This is a genomic window from Thermanaerothrix solaris (genome assembly GCF_032334255.1).
GTDB lineage: Bacteria > Chloroflexota > Anaerolineae > Anaerolineales > Anaerolineaceae > Thermanaerothrix > Thermanaerothrix solaris.
The window spans coordinates 1,188,745-1,212,295 of sequence record NZ_JAUHMF010000001.1 but is presented as its reverse complement, the minus strand read 5'-3'; the positions used below and the strand labels follow the sequence as shown (position 1 = coordinate 1,212,295).

The following is a 23,551-nucleotide window of genomic DNA, read 5'->3' as shown; positions in this document are numbered from 1 at the left end:
GCCATCGGCCTACATACGATGGCCTCGGTTGTTGAGAAACGGATCAGATGTACTACGATTTTTTGGAGGCGAGGACGTGCCAACGATAAATCAACTTGTTCGAAAAGGACGCCAAGTCAAAAAGGAAAAGAGCAAAGCGCCAGCCTTGCAGTATATTTTGAACACGATGCGTCAGCGACGTATCCGTGTGGATAAGGGCGCGCCCCAAAAGCGTGGGGTGTGTACGGTGGTGCGTACTATGACCCCCAAGAAGCCTAATTCGGCCCTACGCAAAATCGCCCGTGTGCGTTTGACCAACGGGATTGAAGTAACGGCCTACATTCCTGGTGAAGGTCACCAATTGCAGGAGCACTCGGTGGTATTGGTGCGCGGTGGACGTGTGAAAGACCTGCCGGGTGTGCGGTATCACATCGTGCGTGGTACGTTGGATGCGACCGGTGTGGCTAAACGGATGCAAGGGCGATCGAAATACGGCACGAAGAAGCCGAAAGAGGCCAAGAAATAATCAGGTCCTGAAGACGGAGAGGATAAAGCATGCGGCGCGGAAAACCTGAACGACGTGAATTGCCCCCGGACGTGCGCTACGGAAGCGTTCTGGTGCAGAAGTTTATCAATCATGTGATGCGGCGAGGCAAGAAAAGCCTGGCCATGCGGATTGTTTATGATTCCTTTGACGTCATCCGCGAGAAGACGGGTAAGAATCCGCTGGAGGTCTTCGAGCAAGCCATTCGTAATGTCGGTCCGATCATGGAAGTGCGTCCGCGGCGCGTTGGTGGTGCGACCTATCAGGTGCCTATGGAGGTACCCGATTATCGTCGCACAACCCTGGCCATGCGCTGGATTTTAGAGGCGGCCAAGGCACGGACGGGTAAATCTATGGTTGAGAAACTTTCGGCGGAATTATTGGATGCTGCCAGTGGCCAGGGTGCGGCGATCCGCAAACGTGATGAGACCCACAAGATGGCCGAGGCGAACCGCGCTTTCTCTCACTACCGCGTCTAGGCTATCGAGCAGAAAGGGATCTCTTAGAGGTAAGCGGTTATGCCACGCAATTTTCCGTTGGAGAAGTGTCGTAATATTGGGATCATTGCCCACATTGACGCGGGCAAGACCACCACGACCGAGCGTATCCTGTTCTACACCGGGCGCACCTATCGCCTGGGGTCGGTAGATGAAGGTACAACCGTTACCGATTGGATGGAGCAGGAGCGGGAGCGCGGCATAACCATTGTTTCTGCGGCGGTGACGGCGGAGTGGAAAGGGTATCAGATCAATCTGATTGACACTCCGGGGCATATTGATTTCACTGCCGAAGTACAGCGATCCCTGCGTGTTTTGGATGGCGGTATTGTCGTTTTTGATGCCGTGCAAGGGGTCGAGCCGCAGAGTGAGACGGTGTGGCGCCAGGCAGATCGCTACAATGTACCGCGAATTTGCTTTGCGAATAAAATGGATCGGGTGGGAGCGTCGTTTGAGCGAACCATCGAATCCATTCGTCAACGGTTAGGCGCCAATCCAATCCCCATGCAAATTCCTATTGGAAGCGAAGCGGCGTTCCGCGGGGTCGTTGATCTGCTCACGATGCAAGCCATTTATTGGGAGGATGAACTAGGCCGCGAGCCGGTGTATGCGCCCATTCCAGAGGACCTGCGCGCCCAGGCTGAGGAGTGGCGAGCAATCATGGTGGAGCGCATCGCCGAGTTTGAGGATGAGTTGATCGTCAAATACCTGGAAGGGGAAGAGATCAGCGTCGAGGAACTTAAACAGGCACTGCGCAAAGCCGTTATCGCAAACAAGGCTACCCCAATATTCTGTGGCTCAGCCCTGCGCAATCGCGGTATTCAGCCCCTCTTAGATGCAGTAATTGATTATTTGCCCTCACCGGCAGATATTCCCCCCGTTAAAGGCACCGACCCGGATAACCCAGACGTTATTATTGAGCGCCGGCCATCGGATGACGAGCCAATGTGCGCGCTCGTCTTTAAGATTGTTGCGGATCCTTATGTGGGTCGGTTGGCTTATTTCCGTGTTTATTCGGGCAAGGTGACCCAGGGGGACATGGTGCTGAATTCATCGCGGCGGCGTAAAGAACGCATTGGGCGTATTGTACGCATGTATGCCGATCGGCGGGAAGACGTGAGCGAAATCTGTGCCGGTGATATTGGTGCGGTGTTGGGATTAAAAGACACTTTTACCGGTGATACCCTGTGTGATCCCAAACATCCTATTTTGTTGGAAAGCATTACCTTCCCCGAACCGGTCATCTCTGTAGCGGTTGAACCCAAGACCACCGCTGATCAAGATCGTATGGCTGAGGCTTTGCGCCGCTTGGCCGAAGAAGACCCCACCTTCAAAGTGCGCTTTGATGAGAATACCGGCCAGACGATTATCTCGGGCATGGGTGAACTTCATCTCGATATCATCGTGGATCGTATGATGCGCGAGTTCCGTGTTCAAGCCAACGTAGGTCGCCCGCGCGTTTCGTATCGTGAAACCATCAGCCGCCCGGTGCCCGAGGTTAATTATCGCTATGTGAAACAAACCGGTGGGCGTGGGCAATATGGCCATGTCATCATCTCGCTGGAGCCCTTAGAGCGAGGGAATGGGATCAAATTCATTGATAAGACTGTGGGTGGTGTGATCCCCAAGGAATACATTCCGGCGATTGAAAAGGGGATTCTCGAAGCGGCTGAAGCAGGTGTTCTAGCGGGTTACCCGGTGACCGATGTGCAGGTCACGCTCTTGGGGGGATCCTACCACGAGGTGGATTCCAGCGATATGGCCTTCAAGGTGGCTGCTTCGTTTGCCTTCAAGGAAGGGGTGCAACGAGGCGCTCCGGTTCTGTTGGAGCCGATTATGAAAGTGGAGGTGTTAGTACCGGAAGCCAATTTGGGAGATGTGTTGGGTCAATTAAATGCCCGGCGGGCGGAGATCCAGGGGATGGAACCGCGCCCGGGTGGAATGCAGGCCGTGCGGGCGTTGGTTCCAATGGCCGAAATGTTTGGGTATGCTACCGAACTGCGCTCGGCAACCCAGGGGCGCGGCATTTATACCATGGAGTTTGATCATTATGCTCCAGTGCCTGAGTCAGTTCGGGTCAAAATTCTTGGATAATCTAAACTGCCATATGATCAGGAGGAATGTGATACATGGCTAAGCAAAAGTTTGAGCGGACGAAGCCGCACATGAATGTAGGGACGATGGGTCACATAGATCATGGGAAGACGACCCTGACGGCGGCGATCACGAAGTATTGTAACTTATTAGGGCGCGCGGAGTTCAAGGCGTACGATCAGATTGATAATGCGCCGGAGGAGAAAGCGCGCGGGATCACGATCAACATTGCGCATGTCGAATATGAGAGTGAGAAGCGGCACTATGCGCATGTGGACATGCCTGGGCACCGAGACTACATCAAGAACATGATCACGGGGGCGGCGCAGGTAGATGGGGCGATCCTGGTGGTAGCGGCGCCGGAAGGGCCGATGCCGCAGACGCGGGAGCATGTGCTGCTGGCGCGGCAGGTAGAAGTGCCGTATATCATTGTATTTTTGAACAAGATAGACCAGATGGATGATCCGGAATTATTGGAGTTAGTGGAATTAGAGTTGCGGGAGATGCTGAAGGAGTATGGGTATCCTGGGGATGAGACGCCGATCATCCGAGGGAGTGCGTTGAAGGCGTTGGAGAGTCCGTCGAAGGATCCGAATGCGCCGGAGTATGCGTGCATCAAAGAATTGTTGGACACGATGGACAGTTACTTCCCGGAGCCGCAGCGGGATGTGGACAAGCCGTTCATGATGCCGATTGAGGATGTGTTCTCGATCAAAGGGCGCGGGACGGTGGTAACGGGGCGGATAGAGCGAGGACGGGTGAAAGTAGGGGACCCGGTGGAGATTGTTGGGTTGCGGGATCGGAGTTTGAGTTCGGTGGTGACGGGGGTGGAGATGTTCCACAAGACGCTGGATGAAGGGATTGCGGGCGACAATGTAGGGTTGTTGCTGCGCGGGATTGAGCGGACGGATGTGGAACGTGGGATGGTGGTAGCGAAGCCTGGGAGCATCACGCCGCACAAGCGGTTCATGGCGGAAGTGTACGTGCTGCGGAAGGAAGAGGGAGGGCGGCACAAGCCGTTCTTCAGTGGGTATCGGCCGCAGTTTTACATTCGGACGATGGACGTGACGGGGACGATCAAGTTACCGGAAGGGGTAGAGATGGTGATGCCGGGCGATAACGTGAACATGGAAGTGGAGTTGATCGTGCCGGTAGCGCTGGAGCAAGGGTCGAAGTTTGCGATCCGCGAAGGTGGCTTGACCGTGGGTGCCGGCGTCATCACCAAGATTCTGGATTAGGTGGCTAATTATGGTGGCGAAACAACGTATTCGCATCCGTCTTAAAGCGTATGATCATCGCGTTTTGGATCAGTCGGCGCGGCGGATTGTCGAGACCGCGGAGCGAAGCGGGGCGCGGGTGGTGGGGCCGGTGCCCTTACCCACCCGCATTGAACGCTTCACCGTTCGTCGTTCGACGTTCATTGATAAGGATTCGCACGAGCACTTTGAAATCCGAACGCATAAGCGCTTGATTGACATTTTAGACCCTGATTCGAAGACCATTGACATGCTGATGCGCCTGAATCTACCGGCGGGCGTGGACATTGAAATCAAGATTTAGGGTCTAGTCAAAAGCGCAACATTGCGGTAAAATAGAGCGGTTTTTCGGGTAAGACCCGACAAGGCGATGCAAGAGTAGACGGGTGGGCGCCCGCGCAGACAACGTGAAGGTGACGCAGCCCGCTACTGACTGCACCGCGGTCAGAGATGATGCAGCCTAGCCCAGGCTGACAGTCTCGGAAAAACTAAAACAGTAAGGAGAACAACAGAGATGTTCAAAGGGCTGATTGGCAAGAAGATCGGCATGACCCAGATCTTCGATGAGCAGGGTGCCGCTATCCCGGTCACCGTCATTGAGGCTGGGCCATGCTACGTTACCCAGGTGCGCTTGCCGGATCGAGATGGCTACTCAGCGGTGCAACTGGGTTACCAGGAAGTCAAGCCCAAGCGCCTGACGGCGGGTGAACTCGGGCACCTCAAACGCAATGGTCTTAATCTTCCACCATTGCGCTTTTTGCGTGAGTTCCGGGTTAAGACGCCAGAGGTCAACGAGGGTGATAAAGTTACCGTTGAGGTCTTTTCGATCGGCGAACGCGTGGATGTTATTGGCACCAGCAAGGGACGTGGTTTCCAGGGCGGTGTCAAACGCTATCACTTCCGCGGCGGCCCTAAAACCCATGGTCAGTCGGATCGGCATCGTGCGCCGGGTTCGCGCAGTTCCGGTACCACGCCTGGGCGAGTTTATAAGGGTTCACGGGGGCCGGGGCATATGGGTAACCAGCGTGTTACGGCCCAGAATCTCAAGGTCGTGCTGGTAGATGCTGAGCGCAACCTAATCGGTGTTTGCGGTTCGGTTCCGGGTCCGCGAGGTGGCCTGGTGATGATCCGCGAGGCACGCAAACAAAAGCGGTGAGTATTACCGGGACTGAGGGAGTAGTAGAACTATGTTAGCCGATGTTTATAACCTCTCGGGCCAGAAGGTGGGTCAGGTGGAATTGCCTGATCAGATCTTCAATGCCCCAATCAATGTGAGTTTGATGCACCAGGCTTATGTGCGCCAGATGGCCAATGCGCGCCTGGGTACCCATGACACCAAGACCCGTAATGAGGTCTCGGGGGGTGGGCGCAAGCCCTGGCGGCAGAAAGGCACCGGGCGTGCACGACAGGGTTCTATCCGTGCGGCGCAGTGGAAAGGTGGCGGTCGTGTACATACCCCGCATCCGCATAAATACACCCTGGCCATGCCACGCAAGATGCGTCGGGCAGCGCTGCGTTCAGCGCTTTCGGTAAAGGCTGCCGAGCAGGCGATTGTGTTGGTGGATAACCTGGCGTTGCCTGAACCGCGCACGCGTCTTATGGCTCAGGCTTTGAGTGCTCTGGTGGGTGACTCCAGTGCGTTGATCCTGCTACCGCAAAAAGCCTCTTATGAAAACGTCATCCTTTCAACGCGCAATCTGCCGGAGACGAAAACATTGTTGGCCAATTATTTGAACATCCGCGATTTGCTCACCTTTGATAAGGTCATTATGCCGGTGGCGGCGCTGGATGTGATTACGAGTTACCTGGGAGGGTAGGAGGACGATGATGTTGACGATTTATGATATTCTCCGCCGCCCCATTATTACTGAGAAATCGCACTATCAGATGGCGAAATTGCACCAGTATATCTTTGAGGTCGCTGAGGAAGCGAACAAAGATCTGGTAAAGCAGGCCGTTGAGGAATTGTTCAACGTCCGTGTGTTGCGCGTGAACATCGTCAACGTGCCGGCCAAGCGAACACGTCGGGCGCGCAGCCGCCGTTGGGTGGTTCGCAATCCGGGCTACAAAAAGGCGATTGTTACCCTGGCGCCCGAGGATCGCATACCACTGTTGGAAGGGGTTGAGTGATGGGCATCAAGGTCTATAAACCGGTAACCCCCGGTCTGCGCGGTATGACCGGATATACCTTTGAGGAAATCACGAAGACCGAGCCAGAACGCTCGCTCATTGTGGTGCGCAAAGTCCATGCGGGCCGCAACATGTACGGGCGGGTTACGGTACGTCATCGTGGCGGTGGCGTGCGCCGCTATATTCGCCTGGTGGATTTCAAGCGCGATAAGCGTGGCATCCCGGCCAAAGTGGCGGCGATTGAATATGATCCCAACCGCACCGCGCGCCTGGCGTTGTTGCATTATGCGGATGGTGAGAAGCGCTACATCATTGCTCCATTGGGTCTCAAGGTTGGCGATACGGTGATGGCCGGACCGAGCGTGGATATCCGCCCCGGGAACGCCCTTCCTATTGCCAACATCCCTGTGGGTACGATGATCCACAACATTGAACTTTACGAAGGTCGGGGTGGGCAATTAGTGCGCTCAGCAGGTGCGGCGGCGCAGTTGCTGGCCAAAGAGGGCGACTACGCGCAAATCCGTTTGCCTTCGGGTGAGGTGCGTTTGGTGCGCCAGACCTGCTATGCCACCATTGGGCAGGTTGGCAACCTTGAGCATAGCAACATCAAATTGGGTAAGGCCGGGCGTAAGCGCTACTTGGGTATTCGTCCTACGGTGCGCGGTACGGCAATGTCGCCACGCGACCATCCGCATGGTGGTGGTGAAGGCCGCCAGCCCATTGGTATGCCTGGGCCGAAATCACCCTGGGGTAAGCCTACACGAGGCTATAAGACCCGCCGTAACAAGCAGACTGATAAATACATTGTGAAACGACGTAAATAAGCGTTGTGGACACAATGGATGAGTAGAAGAGGGACGAGCGTATGTCACGTTCATTGAAAAAAGGACCTTATGTTGATCCGAAGTTGCTCAAACGCATCGAGGAGATGAATCTCCGTGGCGAGAAGAAGGTGATTCGAACCTGGAGCCGCGCGAGTGTCATCTTCCCGCAGATGGTTGGGCATACGATTGCGGTGCATGATGGCCGTCGCCATGTGCCGATTTACATCACCGAAAACATGGTGGGGCACCGTCTGGGTGAGTTTGCGCCAACGCGCACTTTCCGCGGCCACGTGGCCGAGAAATCCTCGAAGAAGAGGTGAGCGCTATGGCTACCGATGTTCGCGCGCAATTACGATATTGTCCAATCTCTGCCCAGAAAGTGCGCCTGGTGATTGACTTGGTGCGCGGTAAACCGGCTGTCGAGGCCCTGGATATCTTGAAGTTCGTTCCCAAAGGGGCGGCACGGCCGGTGCGCAAACTGTTGGCTTCAGCCGTGGCGAATGCCGAAGAGAATTTTGGTATTAGCCGCGAGAACCTTTACGTTTACCGCATCACTGCCGATGAGGCGCCGACGCGCAAGTGGCGCCGCTTTGGTGCACGAGGGCGTTTTCGACCGATCCTGCGCCGTTCATCGCACGTGACGGTCATCCTGCGGGAGCGAGAATAGGAGAGCATCCAGGTGGTTGAATCCAACCTTCTGGCGAGAGATTGGTAATCAGGAGCGTATATGGGTCGCAAAGTTCATCCGATTGGATTTCGCTTAGGTATCATCAAGCCCTGGCAGGCGCGTTGGTATGCCGAAGGGCAGGAATACACTGAGCAGTTGCACCAGGATTTTGAGATTCGCCGCTTGATCATGGCTGAAGCCGAGAAGGCGGGAGTGGCCAAGGTGGAAGTGGAGCGCTTCCCGGGCAAACTCAAAGTGATCGTCCATACGGCCAAGCCGGGCATTTTGATCGGGCGCAAAGGTGAGTCGGTCAAGAAGATCCGCCAGGATTTGGAAGCGTTGACCGGCAAGAAGATTGACCTGGAGATCAAAGAGGTCAAGAATCCCGACCTGGACGCCTATCTGGTGGCGACCAATATTGCCAGCCAGATTGAACGCCGTGTGGCTTACCGCCGGGCCATGAAACGCGCTATCCAGCAGGCTATGCGCCAGGGTGCGCAGGGCATCAAGATTGAGGTTGCGGGGCGTTTGAGCGGCGCTGAAATGGCCCGCAGTGTCTGGCTGCGCGAGGGCCGAGTGCCGTTGCAGACTATCCGCGCCGATGTAGATTTTGCCCGCGCTATCGCCCAAACCACCTATGGCGTCATCGGGGTCAAGGTTTGGGTTTATAAAGGTGATGTTCTGCCTGGCGCGGAAGAGAAGGTGGAAGCTACCGAGGGTGTTTACGTTAGTGAATAATATTCGCGGTGGGCTGAAACCATCCGCAGAGAGAGAGGTAGTGAATTATGTTGATGCCAAAACGTGTTAAATGGCGCAAACAACAGCGTGGGCGCATGAAGGGGAAAGCCACTCGCGGCGCTGAACTGGTGTACGGCGAGTTCGGGCTGCAGGCGTTGGAGCCGGCCTGGATTACTGCCCGCCAGATCGAAGCTGCGCGCCGCACCATCGTGCGGGCGATGCGCCGCCGCGGCAAAATGTGGATTCGTATTTTCCCGGATAAGCCCTACACGCGCAAACCCCCCGAGACCCGTATGGGTAAAGGAAAGGGGAATGTGGAATATTGGGTGGCCGTTGTACGCCCGGGACGTATTATGTTTGAGGTAAGTGGTTTGCCTGCCGATGTTGCAATGGAAGCCTTACGTCAGGCTGCGTACAAGCTACCCATTAAGACCAAGATTGTGGCGTACGAAGAAGTGGTAGCAGGAGAATCGGCATGAAACCAGAACAGATTCGACTGATGACTACCGAAGAAATTAAAGCCAAGCTGGCTGATGCACGGCAGGAACTGATGAACTTGCGCTTTCAGATGACCACCGGGCAATTGACGGATACCAGCCGCATCAAGCAAACCCGTCGTCTGATTGCGCGTTATCTGACCATCCTGCGTGAGCGTGAGCTAGCTGAAGCGAAAGAGAAAGATGCAGGGAAGGGTGCCCGATGAACAAGCGACGACGATTAACCGGTGTGGTCACCAGTAATAAGATGATGAAGACCGTGGTGGTCGAGATCTCGCGCACCTATCGCCATCCTCTATATAAGAAGGTGGTGCACTCATCCAAGCGCGTTAAAGCGCATGATACGTTGGGATGTCAGATAGGAGACGAGGTCGTGATTGTTGAAAGTCGCCCGCTTTCTCGCGAAAAGCGATGGGTGGTGGAAGCCATCCTCAAGCGCGAAGGAAAGCCGGTGGTTGAGATTCAGGAATCCGCTGGTGAAGGAGTGTAAGCCATGATCCAGCACGAATCGCGATTAAAAGTAGCCGATAACACAGGGGCCAAGGAGTTGCTGGTCATCCATGTCATGGGTGGCTCAACCCGCAAGTATGGCCATGTGGGTGATGTGGTGGTGGCGACGGTGAAATCGGCCAGCCCGCAAGGAGCCGTGAAGAAGAGTGAGATCGTCAAAGCCGTTATCGTCCGCTGTGCTAAGGAATGGCGGCGCGAGGATGGTTCAATTATTCGCTTTGACGATAATGCGGCTGTGATTCTGGACACCGATGGCCACAACCCGAAAGGGACGCGTATCTTTGGGCCAGTGGCGCGTGAGCTACGTGAAAAAGGCTTTATGAAGATCGTTTCCCTGGCCCCTGAGGTCATCTAATTCGGGTGCGCAGGAGTGATGCCATGAAGTTCAAGATTCGCAAAGGGGACACGGTTGAGGTCATCAGCGGTCGCCGCGACGATAAAGGTAAACGCGGTGAGGTCATCCGCGTCCTGCCCAAAGAAGCCCGTGTGGTGGTTCAGGGTGTCAACATTCGCACCAAACATCAGCGGCAAGTCCAAGCACAGGGCCGCACGATTACCCCGGGGCGGGTGCGCTTTGAGGCGCCCATCCACATCTCGAATGTTATGCTGGTCTGCCCGAAATGTGGCAAGGCCACCCGGGTGGGTATCTCGCGCGGTGAAGACGGCAAGGCGCGCCGGGTCTGCAAGAAGTGCCAGGCCCTAATTGATGAATAGGCCGCGGAGGATCGAGAGTATGAATGTGTTGAGAGAACGCTATCAAAAAGAAGTGGTGCCTGCCCTGATGAAGGAGTTCAATTTCACGAACCCCTTGCAGGTGCCGCGCATTCGCAAGGTGGTTATCAATATCGGCCTGGGTGAAGCTCTGGATAATCCCAAAGCGCTGGAAGCGGCGGCGTCAGACTTAAGCAAGATCACTGGGCAAAAGCCGGTGATTACCAAAGCGCGCAAAAGTATTGCCGCGTTCAAATTGCGCGAGGGTCGCCAGATCGGCGTCATGGTCACGCTGCGTGGCGAGCGCATGTGGGCTTTCCTAGACCGCTTAATCAATATTGCCCTGCCCCGGGTGCGTGATTTTCGTGGTGTATCGCGCAATTCTTTCGATGGTCGTGGCAATTACACTTTGGGTTTGCGCGAACAGATCATCTTCCCGGAAATTGAATATGACAAAATTGATAAGGTGCGTGGGATGGAAGTCACCATTGTCACCGATGCCGGGAGCGATGATAAGGCGGCAAAGTTATTAGAACTTTTGGGAATGCCTTTCAGGAAGGGTTGATATGACCAGAAAGTGCTTAATTTACCGAGAACTCCGGCGAAAATACCCGGTCCAGGTGCGCAATCGCTGCCGTATTTGCGGTCGCCCGCGCGGTTATATCCGTCGCTTTGGGCTGTGCCGTATCTGCTTCCGCGAACTGGCGCTGGAAGGGAAGATCCCCGGCGTTAAGAAAGCCTCCTGGTAAGGCCAGGTTGGAGGTCAGTATGAGTGTGAATGATCCGATTGCCGATATGTTAACCCGCATTCGCAACGCCATCATGGCCGGGCACGCGAGTGTGAGTATGCCCAGTTCGAAGATCAAAGCGGAGATTGCCCGCATCTTGAAGGAAGAGGGCTACATTGAGGGCTATGAAATCGTTGAGGGCGCCAAGCCCCATGAGCGCGTTCTCCGCATTCAATTGAAGTATGTGGGAGAACGACGCCAGCGCCGCCCAGTGATCAGCGGGTTGGAGCGTGTCAGTCGGCCGGGGCGCCGTATCTACACGCGTAAGCGTGATATTCCGTGGGTGCTCTCTGGAATGGGGATCACCATCCTTTCCACCCCTAAGGGGATTATGACCGGACAACGCGCTCGCCAACTCAATGTGGGTGGTGAGATTCTATGCAAAGTCTGGTAGGCGAATCATCGGTTGAAGGAGGTTGAGCGTGTCACGTATAGGTCGTTTACCGGTGGTTGTCCCGGCAGGGGTGCAGGTAAATATTCAGGGAACGCGCCTGCAGGTAAAGGGGCCAAAGGGCGAATTATCCTGGGAGTTTTCGCCCCGCCTGTCAGTCTCATTCGAAAATGGGCAGATCATTGTCACTCGTTCCTCGGATGAGCCTCAGGTGCGCGCTCTGCATGGGACAACCCGTGCACTAATTCAAAATATGGTCACTGGGGTGAGCCAGGGCTTTACCAAAGTGCTGGAAATCGAAGGCGTAGGCTATCGCGCCGAGATGGAAGGCAGCAATTTGAAATTGTTCCTGGGCTACTCCCACCCCATTGTAGTGAATCCGCCGGCGGGGATCACCTTTGATGTGGATACCCGGACCCGGCAGATTAAGGTGATGGGCTTTGATAAGGCGTTGGTTGGGCAGGTAGCGGCCAATATCCGCGAACTGCGCCCGCCAGAGCCCTATCATGGCAAAGGCATACACTATCTGGGTGAGAAAATCCGCCGCAAAGCCGGTAAAGGTGGTAAGGCCGGTAAAGGCGGCAAGAAGTAGGTGGAGCGCATATGAGCAGATTATCGCGAGCAGAAGCCCGAATTCGTCGGCACCGTCGGGTGCGTAAAAAAGTATTTGGCACGCCTGAGCGGCCTCGTCTGTGCGTTTTCCGCAGCCTGAAAGAGATTTATGCCCAGGTGATTGACGACGAGGCTGGGCATACCCTGGCAGCCGCGTCCTCGATAGATCAGGAGTTGCGGGAAAAACTTCAGGGTCTGACCAAGACGGAAAAGGCACGCCTGGTGGGTGAATTGGTGGGCCGTCGGGCCATCGAAAAGGGCATTCGACAGGTCGTGTTCGACCGCGGCGGCTTCAAATATATTGGCCGGGTTAAAGCGTTAGCCGATGGTGCCCGAGCCGCCGGCCTGGAATTCTAGGCCAATCATCATAGTGAGGGCCTGACCTATGGATATGATGGATTATCAACCGATTGAACAGCAATACGATGAACGGGTCATTGAGATTCGCCGCGTTGCTAAAGTAGTCAAAGGCGGTCGGCGTTTCCAATTCCGCGTCACCGTCGTCGCTGGGGATAACCGCGGCAATGTGGGATTGGGCGTAGGGAAAGCCAATGCCGTCCCGGATGCCATGCGCAAGGCTTCCGATCGCGCCCACAAGAATATGCGACCGATTGTAATGGTGGGAACGACCATTCCCCATGAGGTTAAAGCACGGGTGGGGGGCTCAGAGGTTTTGCTCAAGCCCGCTTCGCCTGGAACTGGCGTAATCGCTGCGGGTGGTGTGCGCGCGGTGTTAGAGGCGGCTGGTATTCACGATATTTTGACCAAGTCGCTGGGGAGTTCCAATGTGTTGAATGTGGTCAAGGCCACCTTCAAGGCATTGGAGCAACTCAAATCCCCCGAAGAAGAAGCCAAGCGGCGCGGCAAGCCCGTGCAAGAGGTTTTACCATTCTGGGAGCGGAGGAAACATGGCCGCGAATCCTGAGAAACCCAAGGTGTTACGGATCACCTGGGTCAAGAGCGCCATTGGGTATTCCGAACGCCAGAAGGCAACCATTCGCGCGTTGGGGTTGCGGCGCCTGAACCAGACGGTGATCCATGAGGATACACCCGCTATTCGCGGGATGCTACGGAAGGTCAATCATCTGGTCAAAATCGAGGAAGTGCAGGTAGAGCCATGAAGTTGCATGATCTAGTACCGGATGAAGGTGCAAAAAAGAAACGCAAGCGTGTTGGTCGCGGTATTGCGGCGGGTCAGGGTAAGACGGCTGGCCGCGGTACCAAAGGACAGGGTGCGCGCTCGGGTGAAGAGGGACATCTCTATCGCCAGGGTGGTAACCTGCCGTTCTACCGCCGCCTGCCGTTCATGCGCGGTGTGGGCTTTACCCCGCCAAATCGGGTGGAGTATAACGAGGTAAACATCCGCCAGCTGGTTGAGAAGTTCGCTCCTAATAGTGAAGTCACCCCCGAGGCGTTGGCGGAGAAGAATTTGCTCCATAAACCCAAAAACCCGGTGGTGATCCTGGGCAAGGGCGAGATTGATTTCCCGCTGGTGGTGCGGGTGCATCGGGTTAGCGCGGGCGCTAAAGCCAAAATTGAAGCGGCAGGTGGTCGGGTTGAACTGATCGCTGCCGAGAGCGCGGAATCCTAAGGAGACCTGGGTATGAAGCGGTCACCCTGGCGTTACCTTTGGAAATCGGAAGATATTCGTCGTAAACTCTTGATCACCTTTTTGATTCTGGCGATCTACCGCCTGGCCGCGCATGTACCGGTGCCGGGCGTAGATCGCGAGGTGATCCGCAACATCGTCCAAACCCCAGGTGCTGCCGGGACGCTTTTTGGTCTGTTGGATTTGCTTTCCGGTGGTACGATCACCAATTTCTCCATCCTGGCAATGGGAGTTTATCCCTACATCACCGCCCAGATTGTGCTCCAACTCTTGGTGCCGATCATTCCAGCGCTGGAACGAAAGTTAAAGGAAAATCCGCGCGAGGGACAGCGCTGGATGGAGAAATGGACCATTATCCTGGCAGTACCGATGGCCTTTCTATCCGCCATTGGTCAGATTAATATCTTCAACCAGTATGCCCGCAATATCGGGGCCTCTATTTTGACCTATCAATTTGGTTTTACGGGTGCGAATCTCTTACCGACCTTAACCACCCTCTTCAGCATGATGGCGGGGACGATGTTTGGCATCTGGTTGGGGCAACTAATCTCGGAATACGGCATCCCCAATCAGGGTCTTTCCCTGATTATCTTTGCGGGTATCGTTTCGCGCATCCCGTCCAACCTGATTTCGTTATGGAGTGACCGCCAAAATGCCTGGTGGATGACGCTGCTCATCCTGGTTATCCTGGTGCTGGTGATCTTCGCGATTGTCTATGTTCAGCAGGGACGGCGTAACGTACCGGTGCTCTTCCCAGGACGGCGGGTTGGCAACCGTATGTCCATGCCGGTGCGCAGCAACCTACCGTTGATGGTCAACATGGCCGGGATGATCCCGTTGATCTTTGCACAGTCCATCTTGCTCTTGCCGGCATTGGTGGCAGGCCTGTTCCTGAATGTGCAGACGGAATGGGTGCGCAACCTGGCCACGGGGATTTATCACACTTTCAGCGGGAATTCCGGCTGGTATGCGTTTTTCTACTTCCTGATGGTGGTGTTATTCACCTTCTTCTACACGGATGTGCTCTTTACCCAGCAAAACTATGGGGATGCTTTGAAGCGTCAAGGAGCCCAGATTCCTGGTGTGTTGCGCGGTGAACCCACTCAGAAATATCTGACCAGGGTACAGCGACGCATCACCCTGCCGGGAGCGCTTTTCCTCGGTCTGGTGGCGGTGCTCCCCTATATCTTGAACGTTTTCCTGCCGACTTCAGCACGCCAGGCGGGGTTGTTCCTGGTCTCTTCGGCGGGCTTGTTGATCGTGGTCGGTGTGGTGCGGGACACCTTCACTATCATCGAGACCGAACTCAAGTTGCATGGTTATGAAGAGCGCTTGATTAAGGGATAAGTATACATGGGTGACTTTATCGTACTCCTCGGTCCTCCCGGTGCCGGAAAGGGCACGCAAGCCCAGCGCTTGGCCCAAGCCTTAGGCATGGCTCACATCTCATCCGGTGATCTATTCCGTGAGCACCTCAAAGCGCAGACGGAATTGGGCCAGTTAGCCCAGTCTTACATGAACCGAGGTGAACTGGTGCCGGATGACGTGACCATTGCCATGGTGCGTGAACGCGTAAGCCGTCCGGATTGTGCGCGCGGGGCAATATTAGACGGTTTTCCCCGCACGCCGGTGCAGGCTCAGGCGTTGGATGAGATGCTGGCCGAGTTAAACGGTCGGGTGGTTTGTGTGCCATTGATCAACGTCCCTGCTGAGGTGTTGATCGAGCGTTTGGGCGGGCGGTGGACCTGTCGCGCTCAGGGGCATGTCTATCACGAGAAGTACAATCCACCGCGGGTGCCGGGTGTGTGTGATGTGGATGGATCGGAACTCTATCAGCGTGAAGATGATTTGCCTGAAACCGTTGCCCGGCGCATTCGGGTTTATTTGGAGCAAACGGCACCTCTGGTGGATTATTATCGCCAAAAGGGGCTGTTGGTGGAGATTGACGGCACCTTGCCGATTGAAGAGGTCAGTGCAAAGTTAATGGAAGCCGTGGAGAAAGCCAGAAAAGAGCACGTATGATGTCCTGGGAACGTCATATCACGATCAAGAGTCCAAAAGAAATTGAAATCATGCGCATTGCCGGGCGGATCAACGCCGAGGCGCTTCAGGCGGCGTGTGATATTGCTCGGCCTGGCGTGACCACAGCGGATTTAAATGCAGCGGCTGAGGACGTGCTCAAAAAGTATGGCGTTTATTCACCGTTCAAAAATTACCCGGGCCCGTACCCTTATCCTGCTAGCACAACTGTTAGCGTGAATGACGAACTGGTACATGGCATCCCTGGCAACCGAAAACTAAAAGAAGGGGATATTGTTTCCATAGATTGTGGCACCGTTTATGAGGGTTTTGTGGCCGATTCAGCGGTAACAATTGCGATCGGCGAGGTTACGCCTGAGGTGGAGCGGCTGCTTGAGGTTACCGAGCAAGCGCTCTATGCCGGGATTGCCAAGATGTTGCCCGGAAATCGGGTGGGTGATGTATCGGCTGCGATCCAGCACTATGTGGAAAGCCGCGGCTTTTACGTAACCCGCGAATACACCGGTCACGGGGTAGGGCGACAAATGCACGAAGGGCCACAGGTGCCGAATTACGGCATTCCAGGCCGTGGAATAGTGCTACGCCCAGGGATGACGATTGCACTGGAGCCCATGGTGCTCATTGGGTCACCCTACACACGGGTGCTGGAAGATCAATGGACGGTCGCGTCGCAAAACGGACTGCCTACGGCGCACTTCGAACACACCGTTGCGGTGACCGAGCACGGTCCCCTCATCTTGACCTTACTGGAAGACGGCAGCACGCCTGGACGAAATCATCGGAAACCAGTATAATTTCGAATTCGGCTACTAAGATGGAGTTATCTTGTGACAGGAGAACGCGATCATGAAAGTATCACCTTCTATTCGTAAACGATGTGCGAAGTGCAAGATCGTGCGGCGGCGAGGACGCCTGTACGTGATTTGTGAAAATCCGAAGCATAAACAGCGACAGGGGTAAAACAGCATGGCGAGAATTGAAGGTGTTGATCTACCGCGCAATAAGCGGGTTGAAGTAGCCCTGACTTACATTTATGGAATCGGGCCAAGTCGGGCAAAAGAAATACTGGCCGCGACGAAGGTGAATCCGGATACGCGAGTCAAAGACCTGACCGAAGCCGAGGTCAACGCACTGCGCGATTATATCGCCCAACACTATAAGGTCGAGGGTGATTTGCGTCGCGAAGTGCAAATGAATATTAAACGGTTGATCGAAATCGGTTGCTACCGCGGCTTACGCCATCGCCGTGGCCTTCCGGTGCGAGGGCAGCGCACACGCACCAATGCCCGCACGCGCAAGGGTCCGCGCAAGACGGTGGCTGGGCGTGGTCGCCGCCGAGGTGCTGCGAAGAAATAGACCTGGTTGTCGCTGGCTCAGTGTTGGGAGCGCCTTCCCTCCCCTGCGGCTGCCTGAGCAGCGGAAGACCAGGATCTAAGCAGAAATTGCATTCTTATGGAGTGAGAGCGAGGAAATATGGCTCAAAGTGTACGATCTGCGCGCCGATCCGGCGCTACACGAAAAATCAAGCGCACGCTTTCATCGGCCAAGGTGTACATCAACGCATCGTTTAACAATACGATCGTGACGGTCACCGATCAGCAGGGCAATGTGGTGTGCTGGGCGAGTTCGGGGTCGGCCGGATTTAAGGGATCGCGCAAGAGCACACCATTCGCCGCGCGGTTGGCCGCCGAACAGGCCATCAAGGCTGCTCAGGCTATGGGTGTTCAGGAAGTGGATCTCATTGTCAAGGGCCCTGGCCCAGGGCGTGAGTCGGCGATTCGGGCCATTCAGGCCATGGGCGTGACGGTGCGTTCCATTGCAGACGCGACCCCAATCCCGCACAATGGGTGTCGGCCACCCAAGAAGCGCCGTGTCTAATCGGATGGAGTGAGGGACGATATGGCGAGATATACCGGACCGGTTTGTAAACTATGTCGGCGCGAAGGGATGAAGTTGTTCCTCAAAGGGGAACGTTGCTTCTCTCCAAAATGCGCCTTTGAGCGGCGCGGTTATGCGCCGGGTGAGCATGGACGTATGGGCAGTGCCCGTGGTGGCATGGAACGCCTTTCGGACTATGCTAAGCAGTTGCGTGCTAAGCAACGTGCCCGCCGCATTTACGGCGTGCTCGAACGTCAGTTCCGTCGCTACTTCAACGTGGCGTTACGCAAGCGTGGCTTGACCGGCCTTAATCTATTGCAGACCCTTGAATTGCGTCTGGATAACGTGATTTATCGTTTGGGGTTTGCGGTCAACCGCGCTCAGGCTCGTCAGTTGGTGACCCATGGTCACTTCACGGTCAATGGTCGTAAGACGGATGTGCCTTCAATGCTGTTGCGCCCCGGCGATGTAGTTGCGGTGCGCGAAGGCTCGCGCCGGCGTACGTTTTTCCGTGAATTGCCCGAAATTGCTGAAAAGCGCCCGTGCAGCCCTTGGCTGGAACGTGATCTGCAGCAACTTTCGGGGCGCGTGCTGCGCTTGCCTGAGCGGGCAGAGATTGACGGTGCTTTGAACGAACAGTTGATTGTCGAGTACTACTCGCGCTAATGAGTGAAATTCGGGTTCGTTCAAAAGAAAGAGGTGGACCTTGAGTGCTGTAAGTAGCATGGTTAAACCCAGAATAGAGCAAGATGCCCAGGCGCGCAACTATGGGCGCTTTGTGATCAGCCCGTTGGAACGCGGTTATGGTGTCACCCTGGGCAATGCCCTACGGCGTGTGCTGCTCTCGTCGCTGGAAGGTGCAGCGGTTACATCCATTCGCATCACTGATGTACTGCACGAATTCAGCGATATTCCCGGCGTCCGTGAGGATGTTATCCAGGTCATGTTGCAGATCAAGCAACTGCGCTTGATCTTACACGATGTGGATACCGCCACCCTCCAATTGGAGGTACGGGGTGAAGGGCCAGTTACCGCAGCGGATATTCAAACCCCGGCGGAAGTGGAAATTGTGAACCCCGAACTCTACCTTTTCACGGTAGATGACCCCAACACCCGTTTAGATATTGAGATGGTGGTGGAACGCGGTCGTGGGTATTCCCCGGCCAGTGACCGCAGTGGACGACTTCCTATCGGTGACCTGCCGGTGGATGCGATCTTCAGCCCGGTCAAACGGGTGAATTACAACGTGGAAGCCACGCGCGTGGGGCAAAGCACGAATTACGAGCGTTTAACGCTGGAAATTTGGACGGATGGCACCATTTCGCCAGAAAAAGCACTGGTTGAGGCTTCTCGGATCCTGATTGACCACTTCCGCTTGGTAGCGGGCGTGGGCGAGGAGGCGATGGCGCTAGCGGCTGAAAAAGAGCCGAGCGGTATCCGCTTAAGCAGTGAGGCTGCTGATACCCCGATTGAAAATCTGGATCTCTCGGTGCGCGTTTTCAACTCCCTCAAGCGCACGGGGATTACCACGGTTGGGGATGTGCTGGAACTGCTGGAAAAGGGCAATGATGCGGTGATGTCCATCCGGAATTTTGGCGAGAAGAGCCTGGAAGAATTGCGCCAGAAAATGCGCGAGAAAGGGTTCTTGCCACCCGAAACAAAGGAGGCGGAGTAAGGACCGATGCGACACAAGGTTGCAGGTTACAAATTGGGGCGATCCACAGGCCAGCGTAATGCGTTGCGCCGAACGCTCTTGCGCCAGTTTTTCACGTACGAGCGCATCCGCACGACCCGGGCTAAAGCCATGGCTATCCGCGGCGAGGCGGAGCGGATGATCACCATCGCACGCAATAGCCAACAGGGGAGTGACATTGAAAAAGTCAATGCTCGCCGGTTGGTGGCAGCGCGCCTGGGTGATCCAAAACTGGTCAAGAAGTTGTTCGATGAGATCGCACCTCGTTATGCGAACCGCAATGGCGGTTATACTCGTGTCTTCAAGCTGGGCCCTCGGCTAGGCGATAATGCCGAGATGGTCTTGCTGGAATTGGTTGAGTCGTAAGCCATCCGGACTTTTGCCGGATTGGAATGGCACGTTACCAGGTTACCATAGCCTACGACGGCACCTGCTTCCAGGGGTTTCAAAGGCAGGGAGGTCGGGCACGGACGGTGCAGGCGGAGATAGAGGCGGCGTTACAGCGCCTGGGGTGGTTGGGACCGGCGATTCTTTATGCCGGTCGCACTGATGCAGGCGTTCACGCGGCAGGTCAGGTAATTGCGTTCGATTTGGATTGGGCACACTCCTCCGAAGACTTGAGACGAGCGTTAAACGCTTACCTGCCTGATGATGTGGCCGTCAAAGTCGTGCGCGAAGCCAGCCCGCATTTTCATCCTCGCTATCACGCGGTGGGACGGGCATATTCCTACCGCCTCTATGCAGCACCGGATCGCGATCCGTTGCGTGACCGCTATGCCTGGCGGGTATGGCCAGATGTGGATTTGGCTCGGCTGCAGGCGGCGGCGCGTTGGATTGAAGGCCAGCATGATTTTGCTGCCTTTGGTGCACCGATGAAGCCCGGGCGCTCTACGGTGCGCCGTGTGTATCGTGCCTCCTGGGAAGTCCTGGAAGATGCCTCACTGCGCTTTCGCATTGTTGCCAATGCTTTCCTCTACCATATGGTGCGCAGGTTGGTGTACATCCAGGTGCTGGTGGGGCAAGCAAAACTGCCGCCCGAAGCCATCGGCGAGGCGCTCCGCGGTGAGCGCATCCTTCCGCCGGGGTTGGCGGCGGCGCGGGGCTTGGTGCTTGAACGGGTTTATTACCCGGAAGATGAGCAAGGATTTGAACCTCTGGGAGAATCCTTAATTGCAAGTGGAGATGAGGACTGTGGATAAGACATACGTAATCAAAGGAAAACCTGAAACACAATGGCTGCTGGTTGATGCCACAGACCAAAATTTAGGACGACTGGCGACCAAAATCGCGCACTACCTGTTGGGAAAGCACAAACCCACTTACACCCCGGGTGTCCCGATGGGGGATTACGTGGTGGTCATCAATGCCAGCCGCATTCAGGTGCATGAATCCCGCCCTGAAACCAAGATTTATTACCGTCACTCGATGTATCCCGGGGGTTTGAAAGCCATTTCCTTGCGGGATATGCTGCAGAAGCATCCTGATCGGGTGATCCGGCAGGCTGTGTGGGGGATGCTCCCCAAGAATAAGATTGGGCGGCGCCTGATTAAGCGGCTCAAGATCTATGCGGGTCCAGAGCATCCGCACCAGGCACAGAATCCACAACCGGTAGCCTAAGAGGAGTTAGAGCATGATGGCAGTACAGTATTATGAAGGTGTTGGACGCCGCAAAGAAGCCACCGCGCGGGTGCGTGTCATGAGTGGCTCAGGGCGCTTTGTGGTTAATGAGAAACCTCTAGAAGCCTACTTCCCGCGCTTGGGCGACATGGACTCGATCCTGCGCCCGCTTGTGGCCGCCGGTTATGATCGCAATAGTTTTGACATTACCGTCAAGGTGGTCGGCGGTGGGGTCACCGGCCAGGCCGATGCGGTGCGGTTGGGGCTGGCTCGGGCGTTAGCCAAGATGAACCCTGAGTTGGTGCAGACACTGCGTCGCGAGGGGCTGCTCACGCGCGACCCGCGGGTGAAGGAACGCAAGAAACCCGGTCTCAAGCGTGCGCGCAAGGCGCCAACCTACACCAAGCGTTAAAAAAGCATACGAGACAGGTTTCTGGCCTGGTTATGGGGCCTGAGGGAGGGTATTTTATCCTCCCCTCAGGCTTTTTGCTAACATCAGAGTAAAGGGGAAGATTTTTGAGAGGTGAGCGTATGACAGTCGCGGGCGGTGTGGTTTTGCTAGGACTGGGTCCAGGTGAGGCGCGCTTATTGACGCATGAAGCCTGGGAATGGTTGAGGTCAATCCAAGAACTTTATGTGCGCACCGACCAGCATCCTGTGGTGCAAGAACTACCGGCTGGGGTGCAAGTGCATAGTTTCGATTGGCTGTATCGTCAGGGGCAATCGTTTGACGCGGTTTACACTGCCATTGTTGAAAAAGTTATCGAATTAGCCCACCGTCCGCAAGGGGTGACGTATGCTGTACCGGGCCATCCCCTGGTGGCGGAAGCCACAGGCCCCGAGATTTTGCGCCGCGCCCAGGCTGAAGGATTGCCCATACGTGTCATTGAGGGCCTTTCGTTCCTTGAACCCACTTTTACCGCGCTGGGTCTAGATCCTTTCCCTCGCCTCGTGTTGTTGGATGCTCTGGAATTGGGCACCTGGCATGTTCCTTCCTTCCCGCCGGATGCCCCGGTTTTGATTGCTCAGATCTATGACCGCATGAGCGCATCAGAGGTCAAGTTGACGTTGAATGCCTTCTATCCGGATGAGCATCCAGTAACCCTGGTACATGCTGCAGGCACGAAACAGCAGCAAATCGAGCACCTTCGCCTTTATGAGATTGACCGTAGTCCGCATTTAGGGCTAATGAGCGCATTATACGTGCCTCCCTTAGGAGAGGCTACCTCGATGGAAGCCTTCCTGGAAATTGTGGCGCATTTGCGCGCGCCGGACGGTTGTCCCTGGGATCGCCAACAGACTCATAAGTCCTTGCGCAGTCATCTTTTAGAAGAGGCTTATGAAGTGCTGGCGGCGATTGACGCGGACGATCCGCAGGCTCTGCAAGAAGAACTAGGGGATCTGTTGCTTCAAGTGGCTTTGCATGCCCAGATTGCCAGCGAGGAAGGGGAGTTTAATTTTACAGATGTTGTGCGCGGCATTCATCATAAGATTGTGCGCCGTCATCCCCATGTGTTTGGTACATTAAAAGTGGAAGGAGTGGAGGGGGTGCTACGAAACTGGGAACGACTAAAGCAAGCGGAACGTGAGGCAAATGGCCAGGAGGAACGCAGTTTGTTGGCCGGGGTACCTTTAGCGCTCCCTGCGCTTACGCAAGCGCAAGAATTACAAGATCGTGCCGCGCGGGTGGGTTTTGACTGGCCTGAGATTGCGCCAGTGTGGGAAAAAGTGCGCGAGGAACTGCAGGAGGTGCTTACTGCCCCTGATGAGCGCGCCCGGGAAAAAGAATTAGGGGATTTGCTTTTTGCCGTAGTGAACCTAGCTCGCTGGTATAAAGTAGATGCTGAAAGCGCGCTGCGGGCTACCAATCAGCGCTTTCGCCAACGCTTCGCGCATATCGAGCAACGCGCGCGCGAGATGGGACGGGTGCTTGGCGAAATGACCCTGGCCGAGATGGACGCGCTTTGGGAGGAAGCCAAGCACAATGAGAAAGGCGTCGAACCAGAGGAGTGACCTTTAGCGTTTACGCAATTCCGGTGAGTCGAACCACAGGCCGCTGACCAAATGTGGCTCGGTTTTGGTTAACACCAGGCGCATGGTCACAGCATCATCTTTCTCAAAACGCAGGCGGTAGACCACAATGTAATAATTACCGCTTTCGAGAACGGAACTCACTTCACGGGATTGAAATGCCCCCAGGCGCGATTCGAGCGTCTGGCGCAAGTCGGTAAATGCTTTTTCGTCTAGCCCTTTGCGCATAGCCTCGTCAAAGTCGGTGGCAAAGGCGGTGTAATCGCCCGCGAATAGGCCATTCAACAGGGTATCGGCCATGGGTTCGGCATAGGCTAAGACAGCGTCTCGAGTATCCCCTTCAAGTGTGCGTGCCCCCCCGCTGCAGGCGGTCAGGATAATCCCTATCACGAACACTAGAGTAAGGACAATTTGCCATTGGGATTTATTCATCGGTAGATTCCTC

The 23,551-nt window shown here is 55.5% G+C and carries 39 protein-coding genes; 38 read left to right on the top strand and 1 reads right to left on the bottom strand.

Annotated elements, in window-relative coordinates; all coding sequences use genetic code 11:
* Positions 1-76 precede the first annotated feature (76 nt).
* The 38 genes from rpsL to yabN all read left to right on the top strand — a co-directional run bounded on the left by rpsL (position 77) and on the right by yabN (position 23,088).
* A complete protein-coding gene (gene rpsL / locus QYE77_RS05600; protein ID WP_315624389.1) occupies positions 77-505 on the top strand; it encodes a 30S ribosomal protein S12 in 429 nt (142 codons plus the stop codon).
* A gap of 29 nt (positions 506-534) precedes the next feature.
* Complete coding sequence (gene rpsG, locus QYE77_RS05595; protein WP_315624388.1) at positions 535-1,002, top strand: 30S ribosomal protein S7; 468 nt, start codon at positions 535-537, stop codon at positions 1,000-1,002.
* Between the two features lie 39 nt (positions 1,003-1,041).
* A complete protein-coding gene (gene fusA / locus QYE77_RS05590) occupies positions 1,042-3,114 on the top strand; it encodes an elongation factor G (protein ID WP_315624387.1) in 2,073 nt (690 codons plus the stop codon).
* A gap of 35 nt (positions 3,115-3,149) precedes the next feature.
* Positions 3,150-4,352 carry an elongation factor Tu gene (gene tuf, locus QYE77_RS05585; RefSeq protein ID WP_315624386.1) on the top strand — a complete coding sequence of 401 codons (1,203 nt, stop codon included), beginning with the start codon at positions 3,150-3,152 and terminating at the stop codon, positions 4,350-4,352.
* A gap of 13 nt (positions 4,353-4,365) precedes the next feature.
* Positions 4,366-4,674 (top strand): 30S ribosomal protein S10, encoded by a 309-nt coding sequence (gene rpsJ / locus QYE77_RS05580; protein ID WP_054521310.1) that lies wholly within the window; start codon positions 4,366-4,368, stop codon positions 4,672-4,674.
* Positions 4,675-4,884: 210 nt separating this feature from the next.
* On the top strand, positions 4,885-5,526 hold the full coding sequence (gene rplC / locus QYE77_RS05575) for a 50S ribosomal protein L3 (RefSeq protein WP_315624385.1): 642 nt from the start codon (positions 4,885-4,887) through the stop codon (positions 5,524-5,526).
* Positions 5,527-5,557: 31 nt separating this feature from the next.
* Complete coding sequence (rplD, locus tag QYE77_RS05570; protein ID WP_315624384.1) at positions 5,558-6,187, top strand: 50S ribosomal protein L4; 630 nt, start codon at positions 5,558-5,560, stop codon at positions 6,185-6,187.
* Positions 6,188-6,194: 7 nt separating this feature from the next.
* Positions 6,195-6,500 carry a 50S ribosomal protein L23 gene (gene rplW, locus QYE77_RS05565; protein WP_315624383.1) on the top strand — a complete coding sequence of 102 codons (306 nt, stop codon included), beginning with the start codon at positions 6,195-6,197 and terminating at the stop codon, positions 6,498-6,500.
* The gene (gene rplB, locus QYE77_RS05560) at positions 6,500-7,324 is read left to right on the top strand and encodes a 50S ribosomal protein L2 (protein WP_054520525.1); all 825 of its coding nucleotides are present in this window, start codon (positions 6,500-6,502) and stop codon (positions 7,322-7,324) included. The genes rplW and rplB overlap by 1 nt, the downstream gene beginning before the upstream one ends.
* Before the next feature lie 41 nt (positions 7,325-7,365).
* On the top strand, positions 7,366-7,644 hold the full coding sequence (rpsS, locus tag QYE77_RS05555; protein ID WP_054520526.1) for a 30S ribosomal protein S19: 279 nt from the start codon (positions 7,366-7,368) through the stop codon (positions 7,642-7,644).
* Between the two features lie 5 nt (positions 7,645-7,649).
* Complete coding sequence (rplV, locus tag QYE77_RS05550) at positions 7,650-7,991, top strand: 50S ribosomal protein L22 (RefSeq protein ID WP_315624382.1); 342 nt, start codon at positions 7,650-7,652, stop codon at positions 7,989-7,991.
* A gap of 60 nt (positions 7,992-8,051) precedes the next feature.
* Entirely contained in the window at positions 8,052-8,729 is a 678-nt protein-coding gene (rpsC, locus tag QYE77_RS05545) for a 30S ribosomal protein S3 (protein ID WP_315624381.1), read from the top strand.
* Between the two features lie 47 nt (positions 8,730-8,776).
* On the top strand, positions 8,777-9,208 hold the full coding sequence (gene rplP, locus QYE77_RS05540; RefSeq protein WP_315624380.1) for a 50S ribosomal protein L16: 432 nt from the start codon (positions 8,777-8,779) through the stop codon (positions 9,206-9,208).
* A complete protein-coding gene (gene rpmC, locus QYE77_RS05535; RefSeq protein WP_315624379.1) occupies positions 9,205-9,432 on the top strand; it encodes a 50S ribosomal protein L29 in 228 nt (75 codons plus the stop codon). The genes rplP and rpmC overlap by 4 nt, the downstream gene beginning before the upstream one ends.
* On the top strand, positions 9,429-9,716 hold the full coding sequence (gene rpsQ / locus QYE77_RS05530) for a 30S ribosomal protein S17 (protein ID WP_315624378.1): 288 nt from the start codon (positions 9,429-9,431) through the stop codon (positions 9,714-9,716). Before rpmC ends, rpsQ begins: the two co-directional genes overlap by 4 nt.
* Positions 9,717-9,719: 3 nt before the next feature.
* Positions 9,720-10,091, top strand: a complete 372-nt coding sequence (rplN, locus tag QYE77_RS05525; protein WP_299026554.1) for a 50S ribosomal protein L14 — start codon at positions 9,720-9,722, stop codon at positions 10,089-10,091.
* Positions 10,092-10,114: 23 nt separating this feature from the next.
* Positions 10,115-10,450 (top strand): 50S ribosomal protein L24, encoded by a 336-nt coding sequence (gene rplX, locus QYE77_RS05520; protein ID WP_315624377.1) that lies wholly within the window; start codon positions 10,115-10,117, stop codon positions 10,448-10,450.
* Positions 10,451-10,469: 19 nt separating this feature from the next.
* Entirely contained in the window at positions 10,470-11,012 is a 543-nt protein-coding gene (rplE, locus tag QYE77_RS05515; protein ID WP_299026560.1) for a 50S ribosomal protein L5, read from the top strand.
* 1 nt (position 11,013) lies between these two features.
* Positions 11,014-11,196 (top strand): type Z 30S ribosomal protein S14, encoded by a 183-nt coding sequence (locus QYE77_RS05510; RefSeq protein WP_315624376.1) that lies wholly within the window; start codon positions 11,014-11,016, stop codon positions 11,194-11,196.
* 19 nt (positions 11,197-11,215) lie between these two features.
* A complete protein-coding gene (gene rpsH / locus QYE77_RS05505) occupies positions 11,216-11,629 on the top strand; it encodes a 30S ribosomal protein S8 (protein WP_315624375.1) in 414 nt (137 codons plus the stop codon).
* A 28-nt stretch (positions 11,630-11,657) separates the two neighbouring features.
* Positions 11,658-12,218, top strand: coding sequence for a 50S ribosomal protein L6 (gene rplF, locus QYE77_RS05500; protein ID WP_315624374.1), 561 nt, complete (start codon positions 11,658-11,660; stop codon positions 12,216-12,218).
* Positions 12,219-12,229: 11 nt separating this feature from the next.
* A complete protein-coding gene (gene rplR / locus QYE77_RS05495) occupies positions 12,230-12,595 on the top strand; it encodes a 50S ribosomal protein L18 (RefSeq protein WP_315624373.1) in 366 nt (121 codons plus the stop codon).
* 37 nt (positions 12,596-12,632) lie between these two features.
* Positions 12,633-13,163 (top strand): 30S ribosomal protein S5, encoded by a 531-nt coding sequence (gene rpsE / locus QYE77_RS05490; protein ID WP_399389906.1) that lies wholly within the window; start codon positions 12,633-12,635, stop codon positions 13,161-13,163.
* Positions 13,147-13,359 carry a 50S ribosomal protein L30 gene (gene rpmD, locus QYE77_RS05485; protein WP_315624372.1) on the top strand — a complete coding sequence of 71 codons (213 nt, stop codon included), beginning with the start codon at positions 13,147-13,149 and terminating at the stop codon, positions 13,357-13,359. The genes rpsE and rpmD overlap by 17 nt, the downstream gene beginning before the upstream one ends.
* A complete protein-coding gene (gene rplO / locus QYE77_RS05480) occupies positions 13,356-13,829 on the top strand; it encodes a 50S ribosomal protein L15 (RefSeq protein WP_315624371.1) in 474 nt (157 codons plus the stop codon). Before rpmD ends, rplO begins: the two co-directional genes overlap by 4 nt.
* A 12-nt stretch (positions 13,830-13,841) precedes the next feature.
* On the top strand, positions 13,842-15,194 hold the full coding sequence (gene secY, locus QYE77_RS05475; RefSeq protein WP_315624370.1) for a preprotein translocase subunit SecY: 1,353 nt from the start codon (positions 13,842-13,844) through the stop codon (positions 15,192-15,194).
* Between the two features lie 6 nt (positions 15,195-15,200).
* On the top strand, positions 15,201-15,869 hold the full coding sequence (locus tag QYE77_RS05470; RefSeq protein WP_315624369.1) for an adenylate kinase: 669 nt from the start codon (positions 15,201-15,203) through the stop codon (positions 15,867-15,869).
* The gene (gene map, locus QYE77_RS05465; RefSeq protein ID WP_399389903.1) at positions 15,869-16,681 is read left to right on the top strand and encodes a type I methionyl aminopeptidase; all 813 of its coding nucleotides are present in this window, start codon (positions 15,869-15,871) and stop codon (positions 16,679-16,681) included. Before QYE77_RS05470 ends, map begins: the two co-directional genes overlap by 1 nt.
* Positions 16,682-16,733: 52 nt before the next feature.
* Positions 16,734-16,847, top strand: coding sequence for a 50S ribosomal protein L36 (rpmJ, locus tag QYE77_RS05460; protein ID WP_083461648.1), 114 nt, complete (start codon positions 16,734-16,736; stop codon positions 16,845-16,847).
* Positions 16,848-16,853: 6 nt separating this feature from the next.
* A complete protein-coding gene (gene rpsM / locus QYE77_RS05455; protein ID WP_054520542.1) occupies positions 16,854-17,243 on the top strand; it encodes a 30S ribosomal protein S13 in 390 nt (129 codons plus the stop codon).
* 117 nt (positions 17,244-17,360) lie between these two features.
* Positions 17,361-17,765, top strand: a complete 405-nt coding sequence (gene rpsK, locus QYE77_RS05450) for a 30S ribosomal protein S11 (protein ID WP_315624367.1) — start codon at positions 17,361-17,363, stop codon at positions 17,763-17,765.
* 21 nt (positions 17,766-17,786) lie between these two features.
* Positions 17,787-18,431 (top strand): 30S ribosomal protein S4, encoded by a 645-nt coding sequence (rpsD, locus tag QYE77_RS05445; RefSeq protein WP_315624366.1) that lies wholly within the window; start codon positions 17,787-17,789, stop codon positions 18,429-18,431.
* A 40-nt stretch (positions 18,432-18,471) separates the two neighbouring features.
* Entirely contained in the window at positions 18,472-19,440 is a 969-nt protein-coding gene (locus QYE77_RS05440; RefSeq protein ID WP_315624365.1) for a DNA-directed RNA polymerase subunit alpha, read from the top strand.
* A gap of 6 nt (positions 19,441-19,446) precedes the next feature.
* On the top strand, positions 19,447-19,824 hold the full coding sequence (gene rplQ, locus QYE77_RS05435) for a 50S ribosomal protein L17 (RefSeq protein ID WP_315624364.1): 378 nt from the start codon (positions 19,447-19,449) through the stop codon (positions 19,822-19,824).
* 26 nt (positions 19,825-19,850) lie between these two features.
* The gene (gene truA / locus QYE77_RS05430) at positions 19,851-20,657 is read left to right on the top strand and encodes a tRNA pseudouridine(38-40) synthase TruA (RefSeq protein ID WP_315624363.1); all 807 of its coding nucleotides are present in this window, start codon (positions 19,851-19,853) and stop codon (positions 20,655-20,657) included.
* Positions 20,650-21,075 carry a 50S ribosomal protein L13 gene (rplM, locus tag QYE77_RS05425; protein ID WP_315624362.1) on the top strand — a complete coding sequence of 142 codons (426 nt, stop codon included), beginning with the start codon at positions 20,650-20,652 and terminating at the stop codon, positions 21,073-21,075. Before truA ends, rplM begins: the two co-directional genes overlap by 8 nt.
* A gap of 13 nt (positions 21,076-21,088) precedes the next feature.
* Positions 21,089-21,487, top strand: a complete 399-nt coding sequence (gene rpsI / locus QYE77_RS05420) for a 30S ribosomal protein S9 (RefSeq protein WP_315624361.1) — start codon at positions 21,089-21,091, stop codon at positions 21,485-21,487.
* A 119-nt stretch (positions 21,488-21,606) separates the two neighbouring features.
* On the top strand, positions 21,607-23,088 hold the full coding sequence (yabN, locus tag QYE77_RS05415; RefSeq protein WP_315624360.1) for a bifunctional methyltransferase/pyrophosphohydrolase YabN: 1,482 nt from the start codon (positions 21,607-21,609) through the stop codon (positions 23,086-23,088).
* A 3-nt stretch (positions 23,089-23,091) separates the two neighbouring features.
* On the opposite strand, the gene QYE77_RS05410 is transcribed toward yabN, so the two are convergent.
* A complete protein-coding gene (locus QYE77_RS05410; protein WP_315624359.1) occupies positions 23,092-23,538 on the bottom strand; it encodes a DUF3887 domain-containing protein in 447 nt (148 codons plus the stop codon).
* Between the last annotated feature and the right edge of the window lie 13 nt (positions 23,539-23,551).

Excerpts from the sequence above, each read along its gene's own strand:
- rpsG (WP_315624388.1), top strand. The coding sequence starts at position 535 with ATGCGGCGCGGAAAACCTGAACGACGTGAATTGCCCCCGGACGTGCGC.
- fusA (WP_315624387.1), top strand. The coding sequence starts at position 1,042 with ATGCCACGCAATTTTCCGTTGGAGAAGTGTCGTAATATTGGGATCATT.
- tuf (WP_315624386.1), top strand. The coding sequence starts at position 3,150 with ATGGCTAAGCAAAAGTTTGAGCGGACGAAGCCGCACATGAATGTAGGG.
- rplC (WP_315624385.1), top strand. The coding sequence starts at position 4,885 with ATGTTCAAAGGGCTGATTGGCAAGAAGATCGGCATGACCCAGATCTTC.
- rplD (WP_315624384.1), top strand. The coding sequence starts at position 5,558 with ATGTTAGCCGATGTTTATAACCTCTCGGGCCAGAAGGTGGGTCAGGTG.
- rplW (WP_315624383.1), top strand. The coding sequence starts at position 6,195 with ATGATGTTGACGATTTATGATATTCTCCGCCGCCCCATTATTACTGAG.
- rplB (WP_054520525.1), top strand. The coding sequence starts at position 6,500 with ATGGGCATCAAGGTCTATAAACCGGTAACCCCCGGTCTGCGCGGTATG.
- rpsS (WP_054520526.1), top strand. The coding sequence starts at position 7,366 with ATGTCACGTTCATTGAAAAAAGGACCTTATGTTGATCCGAAGTTGCTC.
- rplV (WP_315624382.1), top strand. The coding sequence starts at position 7,650 with ATGGCTACCGATGTTCGCGCGCAATTACGATATTGTCCAATCTCTGCC.
- rpsC (WP_315624381.1), top strand. The coding sequence starts at position 8,052 with ATGGGTCGCAAAGTTCATCCGATTGGATTTCGCTTAGGTATCATCAAG.
- rplP (WP_315624380.1), top strand. The coding sequence starts at position 8,777 with ATGTTGATGCCAAAACGTGTTAAATGGCGCAAACAACAGCGTGGGCGC.
- rpmC (WP_315624379.1), top strand. The coding sequence starts at position 9,205 with ATGAAACCAGAACAGATTCGACTGATGACTACCGAAGAAATTAAAGCC.
- rpsQ (WP_315624378.1), top strand. The coding sequence starts at position 9,429 with ATGAACAAGCGACGACGATTAACCGGTGTGGTCACCAGTAATAAGATG.
- rplN (WP_299026554.1), top strand. The coding sequence starts at position 9,720 with ATGATCCAGCACGAATCGCGATTAAAAGTAGCCGATAACACAGGGGCC.
- rplX (WP_315624377.1), top strand. The coding sequence starts at position 10,115 with ATGAAGTTCAAGATTCGCAAAGGGGACACGGTTGAGGTCATCAGCGGT.
- rplE (WP_299026560.1), top strand. The coding sequence starts at position 10,470 with ATGAATGTGTTGAGAGAACGCTATCAAAAAGAAGTGGTGCCTGCCCTG.
- QYE77_RS05510 (WP_315624376.1), top strand. The coding sequence starts at position 11,014 with ATGACCAGAAAGTGCTTAATTTACCGAGAACTCCGGCGAAAATACCCG.
- rpsH (WP_315624375.1), top strand. The coding sequence starts at position 11,216 with ATGAGTGTGAATGATCCGATTGCCGATATGTTAACCCGCATTCGCAAC.
- rplR (WP_315624373.1), top strand. The coding sequence starts at position 12,230 with ATGAGCAGATTATCGCGAGCAGAAGCCCGAATTCGTCGGCACCGTCGG.
- rpsE (WP_399389906.1), top strand. The coding sequence starts at position 12,633 with ATGGATTATCAACCGATTGAACAGCAATACGATGAACGGGTCATTGAG.
- rpmD (WP_315624372.1), top strand. The coding sequence starts at position 13,147 with ATGGCCGCGAATCCTGAGAAACCCAAGGTGTTACGGATCACCTGGGTC.
- rplO (WP_315624371.1), top strand. The coding sequence starts at position 13,356 with ATGAAGTTGCATGATCTAGTACCGGATGAAGGTGCAAAAAAGAAACGC.
- secY (WP_315624370.1), top strand. The coding sequence starts at position 13,842 with ATGAAGCGGTCACCCTGGCGTTACCTTTGGAAATCGGAAGATATTCGT.
- QYE77_RS05470 (WP_315624369.1), top strand. The coding sequence starts at position 15,201 with ATGGGTGACTTTATCGTACTCCTCGGTCCTCCCGGTGCCGGAAAGGGC.
- map (WP_399389903.1), top strand. The coding sequence starts at position 15,869 with ATGTCCTGGGAACGTCATATCACGATCAAGAGTCCAAAAGAAATTGAA.
- rpmJ (WP_083461648.1), top strand. The coding sequence starts at position 16,734 with ATGAAAGTATCACCTTCTATTCGTAAACGATGTGCGAAGTGCAAGATC.
- rpsM (WP_054520542.1), top strand. The coding sequence starts at position 16,854 with ATGGCGAGAATTGAAGGTGTTGATCTACCGCGCAATAAGCGGGTTGAA.
- rpsK (WP_315624367.1), top strand. The coding sequence starts at position 17,361 with ATGGCTCAAAGTGTACGATCTGCGCGCCGATCCGGCGCTACACGAAAA.
- rpsD (WP_315624366.1), top strand. The coding sequence starts at position 17,787 with ATGGCGAGATATACCGGACCGGTTTGTAAACTATGTCGGCGCGAAGGG.
- rplQ (WP_315624364.1), top strand. The coding sequence starts at position 19,447 with ATGCGACACAAGGTTGCAGGTTACAAATTGGGGCGATCCACAGGCCAG.
- truA (WP_315624363.1), top strand. The coding sequence starts at position 19,851 with ATGGCACGTTACCAGGTTACCATAGCCTACGACGGCACCTGCTTCCAG.
- rpsI (WP_315624361.1), top strand. The coding sequence starts at position 21,089 with ATGATGGCAGTACAGTATTATGAAGGTGTTGGACGCCGCAAAGAAGCC.
- yabN (WP_315624360.1), top strand. The coding sequence starts at position 21,607 with ATGACAGTCGCGGGCGGTGTGGTTTTGCTAGGACTGGGTCCAGGTGAG.
- QYE77_RS05410 (WP_315624359.1), bottom strand. The coding sequence starts at position 23,538 with ATGAATAAATCCCAATGGCAAATTGTCCTTACTCTAGTGTTCGTGATA.